Annotated in this window: 16 protein-coding genes and 1 pseudogene; 8 read left to right on the top strand and 9 right to left on the bottom strand. The window is 39.5% G+C overall.

What is annotated here, in order from left to right:
- The first annotated feature begins 132 nt into the window (after window positions 1-132).
- A complete protein-coding gene (locus tag E0H89_RS06630) occupies window positions 133-960 on the top strand; it encodes an alpha/beta fold hydrolase (protein ID WP_131215690.1) in 828 nt (275 codons plus the stop codon).
- A 52-nt stretch (window positions 961-1,012) separates the two neighbouring features.
- On the opposite strand, the gene fabR is transcribed toward E0H89_RS06630, so the two are convergent.
- The gene (fabR, locus tag E0H89_RS06625; protein WP_131215687.1) at window positions 1,013-1,708 is read right to left on the bottom strand and encodes an HTH-type transcriptional repressor FabR; all 696 of its coding nucleotides are present in this window, start codon (window positions 1,706-1,708) and stop codon (window positions 1,013-1,015) included.
- 139 nt (window positions 1,709-1,847) lie between these two features.
- Here fabR and E0H89_RS06620 point away from each other — a divergent pair, with 139 nt between their 5' ends.
- Together E0H89_RS06620 and E0H89_RS06615 are read left to right on the top strand one after the other, a co-directional pair.
- Complete coding sequence (locus tag E0H89_RS06620) at window positions 1,848-2,915, top strand: ferredoxin reductase (RefSeq protein ID WP_131215686.1); 1,068 nt, start codon at window positions 1,848-1,850, stop codon at window positions 2,913-2,915.
- Window positions 2,916-2,929: 14 nt separating this feature from the next.
- A complete protein-coding gene (locus E0H89_RS06615; protein WP_131215684.1) occupies window positions 2,930-4,024 on the top strand; it encodes a fatty acid desaturase family protein in 1,095 nt (364 codons plus the stop codon).
- Window positions 4,025-4,066: 42 nt separating this feature from the next.
- Here the strand turns inward: E0H89_RS06615 and E0H89_RS06610 are convergent, their stop codons facing one another.
- From E0H89_RS06610 to E0H89_RS06600, 3 genes are all read right to left on the bottom strand, one after another.
- A complete protein-coding gene (locus E0H89_RS06610; protein WP_131215682.1) occupies window positions 4,067-4,270 on the bottom strand; it encodes a hypothetical protein in 204 nt (67 codons plus the stop codon).
- A gap of 191 nt (window positions 4,271-4,461) precedes the next feature.
- Entirely contained in the window at window positions 4,462-5,112 is a 651-nt protein-coding gene (locus E0H89_RS06605; RefSeq protein WP_131215680.1) for an HAD-IB family hydrolase, read from the bottom strand.
- Window positions 5,079-6,287 carry a DUF1615 family protein gene (locus tag E0H89_RS06600; protein WP_131215679.1) on the bottom strand — a complete coding sequence of 403 codons (1,209 nt, stop codon included), beginning with the start codon at window positions 6,285-6,287 and terminating at the stop codon, window positions 5,079-5,081. Before E0H89_RS06600 ends, E0H89_RS06605 begins: the two co-directional genes overlap by 34 nt.
- Before the next feature lie 82 nt (window positions 6,288-6,369).
- On the opposite strand from E0H89_RS06600, the gene dusB reads away from it, so the two are divergent.
- The gene (dusB, locus tag E0H89_RS06595; RefSeq protein ID WP_131215677.1) at window positions 6,370-7,392 is read left to right on the top strand and encodes a tRNA dihydrouridine synthase DusB; all 1,023 of its coding nucleotides are present in this window, start codon (window positions 6,370-6,372) and stop codon (window positions 7,390-7,392) included.
- 278 nt (window positions 7,393-7,670) lie between these two features.
- Window positions 7,671-8,294 carry a hypothetical protein gene (locus E0H89_RS06590; RefSeq protein WP_131215675.1) on the top strand — a complete coding sequence of 208 codons (624 nt, stop codon included), beginning with the start codon at window positions 7,671-7,673 and terminating at the stop codon, window positions 8,292-8,294.
- Between the two features lie 84 nt (window positions 8,295-8,378).
- On the opposite strand, the gene E0H89_RS06585 is transcribed toward E0H89_RS06590, so the two are convergent.
- A complete protein-coding gene (locus E0H89_RS06585) occupies window positions 8,379-9,422 on the bottom strand; it encodes an NAD(P)H-dependent flavin oxidoreductase (RefSeq protein WP_131215673.1) in 1,044 nt (347 codons plus the stop codon).
- Between the two features lie 206 nt (window positions 9,423-9,628).
- Here E0H89_RS06585 and E0H89_RS06580 point away from each other — a divergent pair, with 206 nt between their 5' ends.
- Genes E0H89_RS06580 through E0H89_RS06570 form a run of 3 tightly spaced genes read left to right on the top strand, consistent with a single transcriptional unit; the run spans window position 9,629 to window position 12,242 of the window.
- The gene (locus tag E0H89_RS06580) at window positions 9,629-10,888 is read left to right on the top strand and encodes a putative DNA modification/repair radical SAM protein (RefSeq protein WP_131215671.1); all 1,260 of its coding nucleotides are present in this window, start codon (window positions 9,629-9,631) and stop codon (window positions 10,886-10,888) included.
- Window positions 10,888-11,667, top strand: a complete 780-nt coding sequence (locus E0H89_RS06575; protein ID WP_131215669.1) for a TIGR03915 family putative DNA repair protein — start codon at window positions 10,888-10,890, stop codon at window positions 11,665-11,667. The genes E0H89_RS06580 and E0H89_RS06575 overlap by 1 nt, the downstream gene beginning before the upstream one ends.
- Window positions 11,668-11,720: 53 nt before the next feature.
- Window positions 11,721-12,242: a putative periplasmic lipoprotein gene (locus E0H89_RS06570; RefSeq protein ID WP_424620653.1), complete on the top strand. Its 522-nt coding sequence runs from the start codon at window positions 11,721-11,723 to the stop codon at window positions 12,240-12,242.
- Between the two features lie 69 nt (window positions 12,243-12,311).
- On the opposite strand, the gene E0H89_RS06565 is transcribed toward E0H89_RS06570, so the two are convergent.
- From E0H89_RS06565 to E0H89_RS06555, 4 genes and pseudogenes are all read right to left on the bottom strand, one after another.
- Window positions 12,312-13,523: a YeeE/YedE family protein gene (locus E0H89_RS06565; RefSeq protein WP_131215667.1), complete on the bottom strand. Its 1,212-nt coding sequence runs from the start codon at window positions 13,521-13,523 to the stop codon at window positions 12,312-12,314.
- Window positions 13,524-13,655: 132 nt separating this feature from the next.
- Window positions 13,656-13,901: pseudogene (locus E0H89_RS16440) on the bottom strand (VIT1/CCC1 transporter family protein); the annotation flags it as partial.
- Window positions 13,902-14,199: 298 nt separating this feature from the next.
- On the bottom strand, window positions 14,200-14,544 hold the full coding sequence (locus E0H89_RS06560) for a hypothetical protein (RefSeq protein ID WP_131215665.1): 345 nt from the start codon (window positions 14,542-14,544) through the stop codon (window positions 14,200-14,202).
- Between the two features lie 206 nt (window positions 14,545-14,750).
- Window positions 14,751-14,990 (bottom strand): FAD-dependent oxidoreductase (locus tag E0H89_RS06555; protein ID WP_165494031.1); only part of this gene is annotated, 240 nt, incomplete at its 5' end.

The raw sequence follows: 14,990 nt of genomic DNA, 5'->3' as shown, positions 1-14,990 counted from the left end.
ATAATAAGGCTTCATAATAAAGAAAGACTGACTTTGAAGTCAGCTGATCTACGATTTAATGATTTGAATTAAGCAGACTTTTCCTTAAGCTAGACGACGTTCATACGTTTAATAAAAGAAGAGCTTAACTCCATGCAGGATTCATTATTTAAAAGGACAGCGATTCATTTTACCCATGCCAATGGAATTCCTGCACCAAGTTATCAAAATTTTTTCGATTGCTTTGAAGATGAGTTTGATTTGAAGTCCATTTCAATGATCGGAATGGATCCTCAATATCCCATTACCCATGATTGGCGTTATTTGGTTGACCAAATTATTAATGATATTGAACAGAAGTTTCATGGAAAAAAGGTCATAGGTCTTGGGCATTCTTTTGGTTCATTACTTACCCTCATGAGTGCCTATAAGCGCCCTGATTTATTTTCACAATTGGTGATTATGGATCCGCCTTTTGTGATTGGTGCGAAGTCACCAATGTTTGAAATTGCAAAAAAATTAAAACTTAAGTCAATCGACCGGTTTACACCCGCAGGAATCACCTTGAAACGTACGGATCACTGGGAAAACCGTGAGCAAGCCTATGCTTCAATGCGGCATAATTCATTATTTAAACATTTTGATGAAAGGTGTTTCCAGGATTTTTTAGCCTGTGGTTTGCAACAGGATGTTAAACGTGGGGGAGTGACGTTGGCTGTGCCTAAAATAGTTGAAGCGGAAATTTTTAGAACAGTGCCTGCATGGTGGTGGCGTACCCCAAGAAAAGCCCCAGCTGTGCCTGTACATTTAATGAGTGCGCAGAATAGCCCCTTTTACAAGCAAGGTTTTCCGCAAGCGATGCAAAAGATTTATCGGATTAATTATAGTTTAATGCAAGGCGGACATATGTTTCCATTGGAACAGCCCGAAAAAACAGCTGAACTGGTTAAATCCATTATTGCTCAGCAGAAAAGCATTTAAACAATATTTAAGGATTTAATGAATTAGGGGTAAGTCCTTAAATATTTAAGCATCATCGAATTTGTGCTACATCCAGATGACGTGCACCTTCTAAAATCATGCGAATCATAATCATGGTTTGTTCTGCAATTTCTTTGCGTTCAGTCATGGGCATATCAATTACTGTCGCACCCATATTGAATACCAATTGAGTAATGGCTTTGGCCACAATGTCAGGATGAAATAATTTACTGTGATTAAGACGTTCCAAACGAATCAGATCATCTTTTAATTCTTGTTGAAAATAATTTAACTGGCGCTCGACTGCCAATTTATAGGAAGCAGAACCGGTATAGGCTTCACGAAGTAATAAGCTTAAATTTCCTTCATCTGCATCTAACTGTTCAATGAAGACTTCTACTGAACTGCGAATAATACTGCTTTGTTTGGACGCTTTTAGGCGTGCCTGATGCAAAATTTGACGTAATACATTCCCTGAACGATCAATCAATTCAATTGCAAGTTCATCTATATCTTTGAAATGTCTGTAAAAGCTGTTAGGTGCAATTCCCGCTTCACGGGCAACTTCACGCAGGCTTAAGGATGAAATACTTTTTTGAGGACCAATTAAATTAAGTGCAGCTTGAAACAGTTCTTCTTTAGTAATTGTTGCTTTTCGACCAACCGTACGGACTATAACTAGCTCATGAGCAAGACCTTGTGTAGCAGTTATGACATCAACATTTTTTTTGATTGAAGACTGATTCATATTTTTCAAAGGATTAGAGATACTCAGCCATTATAGCGGTTGCTAGCTCACTTGGGAAATGAATAGAAACAATACGAATATATATACAAATATATATACATGTGTATAATAATTAAAATTCAATCGCGTGGTGCTTACTGTGCATGTGTTAGAAAAAACCAAATCTCCCTTGGTTTCTCTTGCTGAAACGGTTATTGATCAGCATGCAGCAAACTTTTGGCTGCAAAAATTTAACTCGCTTTGGTCAGTTAACCAGGCGTTAGGCAAAATTGTTCAAAAAGAAAATTCTGCTCAAAATATGGTGAGTCTCACCATTCAGTTCAATCGTCATTTTGAGGTTGGACAAGCTGGGCAGCATCATCCGATCTTTGTAGAAGTTGATGGCATTCGCTATGAACGCAGCTATAGTTTGACGCAACTTGATTCACAACGTGTTTTGTTGACGGTGAAAAAAGTCGATCAAGGTAAAGTCAGCTCTTGGTTGGTTGAACAGTCGAAAGTCGGCGATATCCTTGAATTTGGACAGCCTTATGGCGATATGCTGTTATCTGAACAGGCTCAAGCGATAGTCTTGCTTGCTGCGGGTAGTGGTATTACACCAATGCTAAGTTTACTCGAAGCACTGTCTAAAACAGATCGCATAATTCAAGCACCTATTCAGTTGTTGTATTGGGTTAGAGAATATGCAGATGTCGCTTTCAAAGCACGTTTTGAACAGCTTGCTGCACAATATCCAAATTTCTCATTTCAGGTTTTTTATACCCAAGAAGCCGATGCCGGTGAGCGTCTAAATCAGGCTCATGCTGCATTAGTAGAAAATATTGAAAATAGCGTGGTGTATGCGTGTGGTCCATCTGGATTTGTCGCGCAGGCTGAACAGTTATTTGCACATGCGCAAAGTTTTAAAAGTGAAGCTTTCAGCATGACACCTGTCGAAAATTCTGAAACTGGCTTTGTGAATGTAACCTTATTGAAGTCGAAAAAAGTGCTTGCTATTCCAAAGGGCCAGTCAATTTTAGCCAGCCTTGAACAGCAGAACATAAAACCTGCCCATGGTTGCCGTATGGGGATCTGTAATAAATGTGTCTGCAATAAAGTTGAAGGTTCAACCAAGAACTTGGTGAATGGCGGACAAAATTCAGAACCCGGTAATGTATTAAAAATTTGTATCAATTCAGCACAGTCTGATCTTGTTATTGATTTATAAGTGAGTCAAATATAATGAATATGCCCGTAAAAATAGAATATTTTAAAAATCCTAAAAATGGTGAACTTACTCAATCTCAGTTAGATGGACTGGCACGTGAGTTGGATGCCATTAAACAAGAAGTGTTAAATGATATTGGTGAAAAGGACGCGAAATATATTCGCCGTGTTTATTCAACCATTCGTTATTCATCAATCGCGGGTCGTGCCTGTTTGTTTGCAGGTTGGTTTCCACCAGCCTGGCTTTTAGGTACAGCTTTACTCGGTTTTTCTAAAATTATGGAAAACATGGAACTCGGTCATAATGTCATGCATGGTCAATATGACTGGATGAATGATCCAAAATTCCATGGTCCAAGTTATGAGTGGGATATTGTTGGTACAGCGGATAACTGGCGTCAAACCCATAACTATAAACATCATACCTATACCAATATTAAGGGTATGGATGATGATATCGGTTATGGATTGCTTCGACTTTTCCCGGAACAACGTTGGAAATCCGGCTATCTTTTACAACCGATTTATGCAATTCCATTTTGCTTATTGTTTCAATGGGGCGTAGCGATTCAAAATCTTGAAATTGGTAAAGTCTTGAAAGGGCGCAAAACAAAAGAACAATTGAAACAAGAATGGCGTCCGATGCAGCGCAAAATCACTAAACAATTGTTTAAAGATTATGTGTTCTTTCCACTTATTGCCGGTCCGGCAGCTTTACCTGTTTTAGCTGGTAACCTGGTAGCGAATGGTATGCGTAATATTTGGACTTTTAGTATTATTTTCTGTGGTCACTTCACTAAAGATGTCGAAGTCTTCCCGAAATCTGTACTTCAAAATGAAAGTCGCGGGCATTGGTATATGCGTCAGATCCGTGGTTCATCGAATTTAACCGGTTCAGAAGCCTTTCATATTTTAACCGGCCACTTGAGTCATCAAATCGAACATCATTTATATCCTGATGTCCCGGCACGTCGTTATCGTAAAATGGCGCCGAAAGTGCAAGCGGTATGTGAAAAATATGGCTTAAATTATAATAATGCCAGCCTTATCAAGCAGTATGGCAGCGTAATTAAACGTATTGCTAAATACGCTTTTCCATTCAAGAAATAAATAAAAGCGGATATAAAAAACCACTTCAATTGAAGTGGTTTTTTAATGATGGATATGTGCACGTAAGGTTTTAATTAAATTCATGTAATTACCTTTTTTTGCAGTCCTTAGCACGTTCTCAATTTCTTGCTCACTCCACTGCTGTTTGCTGGCATGTCCGGTAAACAAGGCTAACAAGGCCATTGGATTTTCGCCAAAGCGTATCTGTAGGCCATTTAATAATTTTGGTGGGTTAAATAAATTCATGAAATAAATACCCTAATTTATGAATTATCATTTGTTTATAAGAATAAATTATCTTAAAAAAATCAGAGTTGTTATTTTGTTAAACTATGTTTTATATTGCAAAAACATTGCTTTAGTTTTACTTTTTATTAAATTTTCTTCATCTTATTGACTCGCAAGATAATCTACATGAGTTAAAAAATTTATATTTTTTAAATTGCAATTTGAATATTTGTAGGTAATTGAGGGAGGGTTTTATCTACGCCGACCATATAGCGATGATCAGCTAGCTCCAACATTTCTCTATCTTCAATGCTATTTCCATAGGCATAAATTACAGAATAGTAGTGTAAAGAATACTTCTCTAAAATACGCTGCCTTTTTTGTTCCGAACTACAATCTGGAGTCGTGTATTTTCCAGTATATGTATTATTTATTTGTTCACTCTGGGTGCAAATTAAATTAATACTCAATAAGCTACAAATAGGTTGCAGATAAACATCAACTGATGCAGAAACCAGTACAACTTCATCGCCTAAAGCTTGGTGCTGTTTAAGTTGTTTCAGCAAGGACGGATTTAACTGGGATAATAAATTATTGGCATATTCTTGAGCAATTTGCTGTAATTCTAAAGCATCTGCATTGCTGAACATTGCGCGAAATAATTTAGATCGCATGGCATGTGCGGGGTAAGCATTTAAATAATAGGCCTGAATCCAAGGCAGGATTTTAATGCCTTGTTTAATGATATGGCGTCTAGATAAAGCATAGAAGATAAACCCCGTGAAACTGTCTTTTTTACACAGGGTTCCATCAAAATCGAAGAGCGCTAAATTTTTATTCTTTTTGCTCGTTGCATACATGATTGATATCTTCCATTTACGCGTGTGGCAAACCAGTTGGTATTATATTCACGGCTTAGTTTAGGACCAGAAATGACTACTTCAGGCATAATCGCATACATAGGATCTTTGCCTGTTTTTTCATGGTAAAGCTTGGTTACAGCACGATAGGTCGCAGTATCTTCAAAACTTTTATTTTTCTCTTTTTTCAAGTCAGAACGAATTTGTCGTGGTGTGACTAATATATTGTTGGCTGCAAAAACACTGGTCAATTCGCGTTCAGACTGGCTAGCAGCAGAACGGATTGAACCCTCTTTAGTGTAAAGCAATAAGTCACCATCCAAGTCTAGCTCAGCTACTGTTAAATCATTCAGCATGCTTTGAAAGGCTGCATTGCGACTTGAATACATGCCCGAGTTATAATCTGCAAAACGATATATGGCTTTGTCGTAATCGGCAGGATACATCATTAAACGGTGAATCCCGTAATACAAACCACCATATTGACTATATAAGTCGGTACGTAATTCGGCAATATTGCCACCTTGACGTTTATGATCTTTAGCATAACCAATATGAACTTGCATTGAGCCCAATGTCGTAATTGGATTTAATTTTTCACCAATATCCTGTCCAACCAGTTTAGCGGCACCTGTTAGTGCGCTGACATGATAGTGCTTTGACATATAGGAAAAAATTTCACGATATAATTCATCTAATTCTCGTTCGGTTTTTACCCGACGCATTTGGCTTAAATAGTTATCTTCAGGGCTTGGCTGATTTTTTAAGACTTCCTGGAAATAGCCTGCAACTGTTCCGCCAATTGCATCACCTAATTTATCTTTAAATTTTTCATCTAAACGGTCTTGAACTTCTTTGACTGCTTTTTGACCTAAACCGGGAACTTGCGGATCTGCGACAAAGTTAGACTCTTGATCGACGACCGCCACAATACTGCAAATATTTTCCTTGGTTTGAGGAATGTCGAGCTGGTCTGTAATACTGTAAATATCTTTGGCCCATGAACTGCGATCATTGACACGTGTTGGAATAAGACGCTTGATTTGATCTTCTTCTAAAGTTGGTTCGTTATTTTTTGACCACCAGGAATTATCTCCACATGCCACTAAACTAAGAGACAAAGCCAGGATACTCAAGGATTTAACAGGAGAAGAAAGAAAATGAGTTTTTTTCATAATGATGAAAACATATTCCAAAAGGATGAGCCAATACAGCAGATGCAGTATACTATGCCGGTCGAAAAAGTGATGAATTTATATGTATATTGGTCCATATCAGCTGTCAAATAATTTAATTGTTGCTCCGATGGCAGGTGTTACGGATCGTCCATTTCGGACGTTATGTAAGTATTTTGGCGCAGGACATGCCGTTAGTGAAATGATGACCTCAGACCAGACCTTACGCATGAGTAAGAAAAGTTTGTACCGTGCCAATTTTGATGGTGAACTTGCGCCGATATCTGCACAAATTGCAGGTTCCGATCCATTCGATCTTGCCGAAGCGGCACGTTATCAAGTCGCGAATGGCGCACAGATTGTTGATATCAATATGGGCTGTCCCGCCAAAAAAGTCTGTAATAAACTGGCAGGCTCTGCATTATTAAAAGATGAAGATCTGGTTGCACGTATATTAGATACGGTGGTGGCTGCTGTGGATGTACCAGTGACTTTAAAAACCCGTTTGGGTTATTTAAATGGTCATGAAAATATTATGCGGGTTGCCAAACGTGCCGAAGAAGCGGGTATAGCCGCATTGGCATTGCATGGCCGGACCCGCGAAGATATGTATTTGAATACTGCACGCTATAGTTTGATCAAAGAAGTCAAACAGATGTTGAATATTCCCGTGATTGCCAATGGTGATATCGATAGTCCTGAAAAAGCCAAATATGTACTCGATTACACGGGTGCAGATTCCTTGATGATTGGACGTGCTGCACAAGGTCGTCCCTGGATTTTCCGTGAAATTTCCCACTATTTAGCCACTGGAAAACATTTAGCTGCACCGAATATTCAGGAAGTGAAAGAGGTACTGTTAGGACATTTATCTGAACTGTATGAGTTTTATGGAGAATATTCGGGTTGCCGGATTTCACGTAAACATATTGCTTGGTATACCAAAGGCTTGCGTTCAAGTAATGAGTTTCGTCAGAACATATATAAAGTTGAAAGTACGGCTGAACAGTTCAATGTAGTTGAAGACTATTTTAATCAGTTACTCGCTCAAGGTGAAATTATGAGTGATGTACAAATTGAACAGGTCAATCTGCTGCAACCCTGATGTAATCAATACTGATAGAAAAAAATCAAGGTATTGTTGTGAAGACAGTACCTTTTTTTCTTTTGTGTCATGTTTTCTCAATATATCGGTTACATGAAATATCTTCTTATACATAGCACAGCACTTTATTCACTGAAACTGGACAGGACTTGAACATTATTTACCTAAACTTTCTCTATGCTAAAACACTACATAGCAAGATGTAATTCCTATCTTGTCCAAGTAATTTTGTTTAAGCAGTTTTTTCAAATAACAAATAAGATCGAGGGAGAGGAAGAATGACCAATACCAATCGACCAGTTTCAGATATTAGTCCTGCAGCTTCAACAGAACGGTCTTCAGAACGCAGTGATTCACTCAATAATGATTTAATAAAATCGAGTCCATCTACCGATGCGAGTGCGCGTCCTGACTTGAATTCACCAGCGACTGAAAGCCATCGCGTACCAGATATGGCAGAAGCGGGTGATCATTTGGCTGCAACCAGTGCAGGTACTGTAGGTGGCGCAGCTCTCGGGGCGACACTAGGTATGGTCGGTGGCCCCCCAGGTGCAGTGGTTGGCGGTCTTGTTGGAGGTATTGTTGGTGGACTTGCTGGTAATGACATCGCACAAAAGGCTAATCCTGAAGAGGAAGATACTTACTGGCGTGAGCAACATAAAGACAGACCTTATTTTCATGAAACACGTACCACACATCACGATTTAGATTATGATCGGGATTATCGCGGCGCATATGAGGTCGGATATAAAAATCGTCCTCTATTTGATAGCGATACCCATTTTGAACAGGTAGAGCCAGAGTTACAAAGTCAATGGGAAGGTAGTAAAGGTCAATCCCGTCTGAATTGGGAACAGGCAAAATTTGCCGCTAAGGATGCATGGCTACGTGCTCATCGCTAATCTTTTGCTCATACCTTGCTAAATTAAAAACCTCTCTTTTTGAGAGGTTTTTTTATGACTTTTTAATAAGTTTAGGGTAGAGGTCTAGTGTTGGATCATCTCTAAAACCAGCTGATTAATTAAATCGGCAGCTTCAATTTCTCGAATTTGTGCCACATTGGTTCCTGCCCAAAATGCACCAAAACCATATTCGCCTTGTGCTGTTGCTGCGGCATTCAGTTGTTTACCTAGATCATAGCAGTAGGGATAGGTCGCAACAGCAGGTCGTTCAGGACGATCTACTTGAGTATGCCAGTGATTAATTAAACCCCGGGCAGGACGACCTGAAATACTTGCGCTGATTTGGGTGATCGGTTTACTAAACAGGGCTTTTCGATATGTAGCATTTGCATTGGAACTTTTACATTGTACAAAGGCTGTGCCTAGCTGAACGGCTGCTGCACCTAATTTCATTAATAACTGGGCTTGTTGTCCATTCATAATGCCACCCGCTGCGACAATAGGCAGGCTACAGTATTGTTTAAGTAGTTGAACCAAATCTGGTGTTTTAACCGCACTGTCAAATGTAGCGTTGAAGATACCGCGATGTCCACCTGCCTCAATGCCTTGAGCAATAATGATATCAATACCTGCAGCTTCAATTTCTAGGGCTTCAGCCAGATTGGTGGCAGAAACCATAGTGATAATACCGGCAGCTTTTAAAGCCTGAATCTGATGAGGATGTGGAATACCAAAATGAAAACTGACCGCTTTAGGCTTGGTTGCCAAAACCAGGTTTAAATAGTCGTCATTATCTAAAAAGCTGGGATAAATACATTTTAATTCTGTTGGGGGAGCAGCATGATACTTTTCAAATTGAGGCGCTAAATATTCAACCCATTGCTGTGCAATCTCGTGGTCTAATTCTAAACTTTGATGGCAGAAAAAATTTACCTGAAAAGGTTGATGGGTCAATGCTTGAGTTTCTAAAATTTGTTGACGTGCGGCTTCAACAGAACTTGCCCCCAAACCGAGTGAACCCAAAGCTCCCTGATTAGAGACTTCTGCAGCCAATTTTGGGGTAGAAACACCCGCCATCGGGGCAAGGAAAATAGGATGTTTAATCTCGAGTTGTTGTAATAAAGTCATATTCGGTTCCTCCTCATCCGTATTACTTTGCCCAAGCCCTGAAAATTAAGCAAATAATATTCGTTATTTCCTGGTGAAATAAACAAGGATTCTTAGTTCCTGAATTAAAAATAAAACGTCATCCCTTGTCGCATCCAAGATCAGTGAACAACTCGTTATAAAATTTAAATTTATAATGTGTTTTTATCGTCAAATGTTGCCTGCTCATGTCTGAACGGATCCGTGAAAAACTGCAAATTTTAGCCGATGCTGCCAAGTATGATGTGTCGTGTTCTTCAAGTGGCAGTAATCGTAAAAACAAAGATAAAGGTTTGGGTAATACCAGTTCCGGAATTTGTCATAGCTATACCGAAGATGGTCGTTGTGTATCCTTACTAAAAATTTTATTTTCCAATGTCTGTATTTTTGACTGCTCTTATTGTGTATCGCGGCGTTCTAACGATGTAAAACGAGCCGCATTTACCGTACAGGAAGTGGTCGATTTGACCATGAATTTTTATCGCCGCAATTATATTGAAGGCTTGTTTTTAAGTTCCGGTATTTTTAAATCAGCAGATTACACTATGGAACGTATGCTGCAGGTGGTGAAAAAATTACGCCTGGAAGAGAATTTTAACGGTTATATCCACTTAAAAACCATTCCCGGCGCATCACAGGAAATCATTACCGAAGCGGGTCTGTATGTAGACCGGATGAGTATTAATCTTGAGATGCCGACTGAAGCAGGCTTGCAAAAGTTTGCTCCCGAGAAAAACCATGCAGAAGTACAAAAAGATTTAGCTATTGTGCGCGACCGTTTAATTCAATTGAAAGATGAACGCAAGCTTATACGCTCCGTTCCCAAGTTTGTTCCAGCAGGGCAAACTACACAAATGGTTGTGGGAGCATATAGTGAAACGGATCAGGATATTATTTTAATGGCAGATCGTCATTACAAGGAATTTAATCTGAAACGTGTGTATTACTCCGGTTATATCCCGATTAATGAACAGGAAAAATCTTTGCCGGCGATTGGTTCTGCACCACCTTTATTCAGAGAAAACCGTTTATACCAAAGTGACTGGTTAATGCGTTTTTATGGTTTTGATGCGACAGAACTGGTCGATGAAAAGCATCCGAATCTGGATTTAGATGTTGATCCCAAGCTGAGTTGGGCCTTGCGTCATCCGGAGCAATTCCCGGTCGATTTGAACAGCGCGGATTATCGAATGATTTTACGTGTACCGGGTATTGGAGTGCGTTCTGCTAAAAAAATTGTACAGGCGCGTCGCTTTGGTAAAATTCATATTGATCAACTCAAACGTATTGGGGTGGCATATAACCGGGCGCAACATTTTATTCGTTGTGCAGATACCCCTAAATTTATTAAAGAACAATTACCGAGCCAGATTCGTCATCAGATTTTACAGTCGGGACAGTCAAAATATACTCAACAACTCTCCCCACAATTAGGCTTTGGTTTCTGATGGCGACCTATGGCTTCGATGGCAGTATGACTGGCTTGCTCAGTTGTGTATTTCGCGCATTTCAATTTAAAGATTTTCAAGTCAGGATCACCAGCGACGAGCATGCCCAGAATGGACTATTTAATGATTTTATTCAGGTCGCTTCAAATGATGAGCAGGCGCAGCGTGTCTGGCAAGGATTAAAGAAAAAAATATCGACTCAGAGTCAGCGCAATTTTTACTATACTTTTCTATCCGAAAATCAAACTGCTTATCAGCACTTATTTAATTATTGCCTGTATATCTTTCAGCATAAATATAAGGTCGATGAAAATTATGGACATCCTGATGTTTTGGCCTTATCACAGTGGACCAAACAGGTCGGGCGTGAAAAGCATCGTATGGAAGCCTTTGTGCGTTTTAAGAAATGTCAGGATGGTTTGTTTTTAAGTCTGGTTCGACCAGATTTTAACGTTCTGCCATTGATTGAACGACATTTTAAAGCGCGTTATCAGGATCAGACCTGGCTAATTTATGATGAAAAGCGTAAGTATGGGATTTATTATGATTTGCAGCAGGTGCATCAAGTTGAAATGAATGCCAATCAAGTCGATTCCAAGCTCGCCACTGGTTTTAGTCAATCCTTTACCGTAGAACTGGATGAGCAAGAATGGCTGTATGACCAGCTGTGGAAAGACTATTTTCATAGTGTGAACATCCAAGCACGACAAAATATGAAATTGCATATTCAATATGTACCGAAACGGTATTGGCGCTATATGAATGAAAAGTCAATTTAACTGGATATTTCAGGCATAATGTTGTGTTGTATAATGCGACTACTGGGCAAGTAATGATGAAGCCGTTAATTCTTACGATATTGATTTCAACTATATTACTTTCAGCTTGTTCAAGCTCTGAACAGTATAAAACACAGATTGATCCTCAACAATACAAAGTTCAAGATGCGGCAAGCTTGCAGCAGCGCTTTGAGACTTTAAATCAACAGTTATCTAAGAATTATCAGGCATTTAAAAAAACCAATAATATTGCCTTTTCAGATCAGTCGGTATTGGATGCTAATCAACTCAAGACATTAGATCAGAATGCAGTGAGCCGAACTTCATTAAAACCAGTTAAACAAGCCTATTGTGAAATGATGAATGGATATTTTGCAGAGATGTATCATTTGGGCAATCAAAACCTGAGTTTAATTGGGCAAGTCCAATTACCTAATATGCAAGCTAAAGACTTGGAAAAAAGTTTTGCAAATGCCGACCAGTTTTATGATTTTATTTTAAATCGTTATACCACATATCGTCAGGCTCAGGAAATTATGGGCTATGGTTGTAATTTGAAAGCAGCTTTAAACTAAATCCTAAAAAAATAGAATGTATTAAAAAGCCCATCACTTGATGGGCTTTTTAATTTCAGCATTTTAAAATTAACAACCGGTTAGTTTTTCAGGTTGTGGACGTTCACTGGGAAAGAAAATTGGGCGAAGTTTGACGCCAATGCTGTTACCGATAAAGGCGAAAATCAGCCATAACCAGCCATGTAAACTGCCGGATGCAATACCACTGAAGTAAGCCCCAATGTTACAGCCATAGGCCAAACGTGCCCCATAGCCTAATAGTAAACCGCCAACTACAGCAGCAATCAGTGAGCGTTTTGGAATGTTCAAATTAGGCGCGAATTTACCGGCCAGACTGGCTGCCAATAATGCTCCTAGCATAATGCCGAAGTTCATCATGGAGGTAATATCGAACCATAATGATTCCGACAAAGCTTTGGCATTACCCGGTTGTTGCCAATAGGCCCAAGAAGCCACATCTACACCAATTAAACTTGCAGATTTAGCTGCCCAAACTGCAAGGGCAGAAGTGACACCCCAAGGACGACCGGCTAAAGCTAAGGTAGCAAAGTTGAGCAAGGTTAAAATAATCCCACCCCAGACCAACGGCCATGGACCACGTAGGAAACGTTTGAAACCTTGAGTTTCAGTAATCGGTTCGACTTCAAGTGAACCATGACGTTTTTTCTCAAAATACATGGTGGCAAATGCAATCACAGCAAACAGGATAAAACTGACGATTAGCGCAGGAATAACGCCCAAGCTTGAAACTATAGAAATGGGTTCAAGGTGAGGCAGGTTAAACCACCAATCCAAATGTGTCGTTGCAATTAAAGACCCGAGGCAGAAGAAAATCAGCGTTACGATCATGCGGGCACTACCGCCACCCACCGTATACAGCGTACCGGAAGCACAGCCACCACCCAATTGCATGCCTATACCAAAGATAAATGCACCAATCATTACGGACATGGAAACCGGGCTGACATTACCTTTAACCGGATTGCCAAACAGCTCACCTGCGCCCAAGGCCGGGAAAAACAGCAATACCGCAAGACCTAACATGATCATTTGGGCACGCAAGCCGCGACCACGACGTTCTTTAATAAAAACACGCCAGCTAGAAGTAAAACCAAAGGAGGCATGATATAGCGTCATGCCTAAAGCACCGCCAACGAGGAACAACAAGGCTTGATTCAGCCCGACTACTTGATAGGCACCGAGTGTACCCACCAGCAATAGAAAAAGAGCAACCCAAATCGATAAATTTGATCGATTGGATTTTGCAGCGATAACAGACATGGGAGAATAAAAACTGACTAAATTAATCAGGATATTTTAATTGATTCTTCACCCTTAATATTATTAAAAAGGATAGATTATAGGATATTTAATTGAGAATAACTGATTTTACATATCAGTAAAACAAATTGATTAAACGGGTTGCCCATTAAACAGTGAGTCAAAACAGACAGCGAAAACCGTAGCAATAATTTCCCAAATTGTGATACGCAAACTTCCCTTAACTTTAGATGAATTTGCAAAATGACCGGATAATGTTTCTAATGTAGTCAAGGATAAAATACCCCCAATCATTAGTACTGTAGACACATAATGTTCCGGGCTAATCAAGATTGATAACATCGGGAATAATGCACCGAGTGAAAAAGCTAGGGCAGAGGAACCCGCAGCTTATAAAGGATTTGTAGCTGTATTTGCATGAATGCCGATTTCATCTCGAGCATGGGGCTGCAAATCGTCTTGTGCTGTTAATTGTCAGGCAATTTCATAAGCAAGTTCAGGCTTTAAGCCTCATAATATAGATTTAGGTCAGTTCTTTTAGTGATGAGAATATGACATGTAACATGCTCTTAAAAGTATTGGCACTTCAACCCGATAAGAAGTAGAAAGCTAAAAGTAAGATTGTTGAAAAATAAAAAAGCTCCTAAAAAGGAGCTTTTTTATTCACTCAATTAAATTATTGTTGGGCTTTTTCTTTAACGTGAGCAGCACCATCTTCTACAGCACCGGCAGTTGCTGCAGTCGCATCTTTTGCAGCTTCTTTGGCATTTTCTGCAGCATTTTCGGCACGGTTAGCAGCAGTATTTGCGGCTTCTGCAGTGGCATCAGCTGCATTATCCATCGCTGTTGCAGTATCATTCGCTGCTTCAGAGGCCGTATTAGAAATATCATGCCCTGCTTGATTAGCAGCACCTTCTAAATGTTCACCAGTCGTTGCACCTGTCTCAGGTGCCTTGTCTTTGTTACAACCAACTAAAGCAACAGTAGCAGCAAGACCTAAAGCAACAAGTAATTTATTCATTTTCATCTGTCCTTCTAATTGTTTTACCCATAAGAAAAGATGGGATAAAGCGAATATAATCGAAAAATCTTTTAAATAACGCTCGAAAATTGTTAATTAAATGTAACGTTTGGTGAAAAAAATTGAGTGAAAAAAAAGGCTTATATTTATGAATAGATATAAGCCCATGTTCATTTTATACAGATTTAATCACTGGGATTAAGCCATTATTGCCCGGAACGGATAATGTAATCAAAAGCAGACAGGGATGCTTTGGCGCCTTCACCCGTTGCAATGATGATCTGCTTGTACGGTACTGTAGTACAGTCACCGGCAGCAAAGACACCCTTCACATTGGTTTCGTTACGATCGTTAATCATGATCTCGCCACGATTGCTCAGTTCAACTTTTGACGCTTTCAGGAAATCCGTATTCGGCAACAAACCGATCTGTACAAAGATCCCGGC

Source organism: Acinetobacter sp. ANC 3781 (genome assembly GCF_004331285.1).
Taxonomy (GTDB): domain Bacteria; phylum Pseudomonadota; class Gammaproteobacteria; order Pseudomonadales; family Moraxellaceae; genus Acinetobacter.
The sequence above is the reverse complement of the archived record's forward strand: the minus strand, read 5'-3'. Positions and strand labels throughout refer to the sequence as shown.